The following is a 1300-nucleotide window of genomic DNA, read 5'->3' on the forward strand; positions in this document are numbered from 1 at the left end:
GGCGGTTTCTAGGGGTCGTCGCAACACGTGGTCGGTTTGATCAGGCCGTGAGTAGTTTATGCAGGCGCTCGGCTGGGGTTTCCCAGCCGAGCGTTTTGCGTGGGCGGCCGTTGAGTTCGGCGGCGACGGCTGTGAGGTGGTCGCGGGTGTGGACGGCGAGGTCGGTGCCCTTGGGGAAGTACTGGCGCAGCAGGCCGTTGGTGTTTTCGTTGGAGCCGCGTTGCCAGGGGCTGGCGGGGTCACAGAAGTAGACCGGGATGCCGGTGGCGATGGTGAACGCACCATGCGCGCCCATCTCGCTTCCCTGGTCCCAAGTCAGGGACCGTCGGAGGTGGGAGGGCAGGGTCTGGACCGTGGTGACCAGCGCGTCCCGGACGCTCTCGGCACTGTGGTCGCCGGGCAGATGCAGGAGCATGACGTAGCGGGTGGCACGCTCGACCAGGGTGCCGATGGCCGACTTCCCGTCCTTGCCGATGATGAGGTCGCCCTCCCAGTGGCCGGGCACGGCCCGGTCCGCCGCCTCCGCGGGCCGCTCGCTGATCATGACCATGGGAGTGGAGAACCGTGGCTGGCGCTGCTGGGCCTGGCGACGTGGCCTGCGCCGGGCGCGGCCGGTCCGCAGGGCGCGGCCCAGCTCGCGGCGCAGCTCGCCCCGGCCTTGGACGTAGAGGGCCTGGTAGACCGTCTCGTGGACCACGTGCATCTCCGGCCGGTCGGGAAACTGTGCCCGCAGAGCCTGGCAGATCTGCTCCGGGCTCCACCGTATGTTCAGGCGGTCCTGGATGAAGTCCCGCAGTTCGGGGTTCTGGCCGATCCTGCCCGGCTTGGGCCGCGGTCGGCGGGCGTCGGCGCGGGCCTGGGCGGCGTGCGGGCGGTACTGGCCACTGCCGGGGTGCCGGTTGCGGCGGATCTCCCGGCTGACGGTGGAGGGGCTGCGGCCCAGCTCGGCAGCGATCGCCTGGACCGTCGCCTTCTCCCGCAGCCGGTCGGCTATGTGGATCCGGTCGGCCTCACGCAGATACCGGGACGGACCGGAAGGCGGCAACACCGTATTGATCGGTGGTGCCGCCTTCTGCCTGCGGTCGGCGCTGCGGCCGTTACGCCACTTCCTGCCGGTCCGGGTATCGATCCCCACGAGCCGACAGGCTTCCTTGTTGCTGTAGCCCTGCTGCACGAGCCGGGAGTATTCCGCACGCTCCCGACCCAGCCTCACAGGGCCCTGAGCCGTCCGGTCCCTACGGATCTCGAAGTCCATTGCATCCCCTGAACTGGGGTGTTGCAACGACCACTAGAACCCAAG

The 1300-nt window shown here is 69.5% G+C and carries 1 protein-coding gene; it reads right to left on the bottom strand.

What is annotated here, in order from left to right; genetic code table 11:
* Positions 1-40: 40 nt before the first annotated feature.
* A complete protein-coding gene (locus tag AB0I77_RS53625; RefSeq protein ID WP_363290339.1) occupies positions 41-1255 on the bottom strand; it encodes an IS30 family transposase in 1215 nt (404 codons plus the stop codon).
* Positions 1256-1300 lie beyond the last annotated feature (45 nt).

Source organism: Streptomyces sp. NPDC050619 (assembly GCF_040654815.1).
In the GTDB taxonomy this organism is placed as follows: Bacteria; Actinomycetota; Actinomycetes; order Streptomycetales; family Streptomycetaceae; genus Streptomyces.

Bases quoted from the DNA above. Each gene is read 5' to 3' on its own strand.
- AB0I77_RS53625 (WP_363290339.1), bottom strand. From the start codon at position 1,255: ATGGACTTCGAGATCCGTAGGGACCGGACGGCTCAGGGCCCTGTGAGG.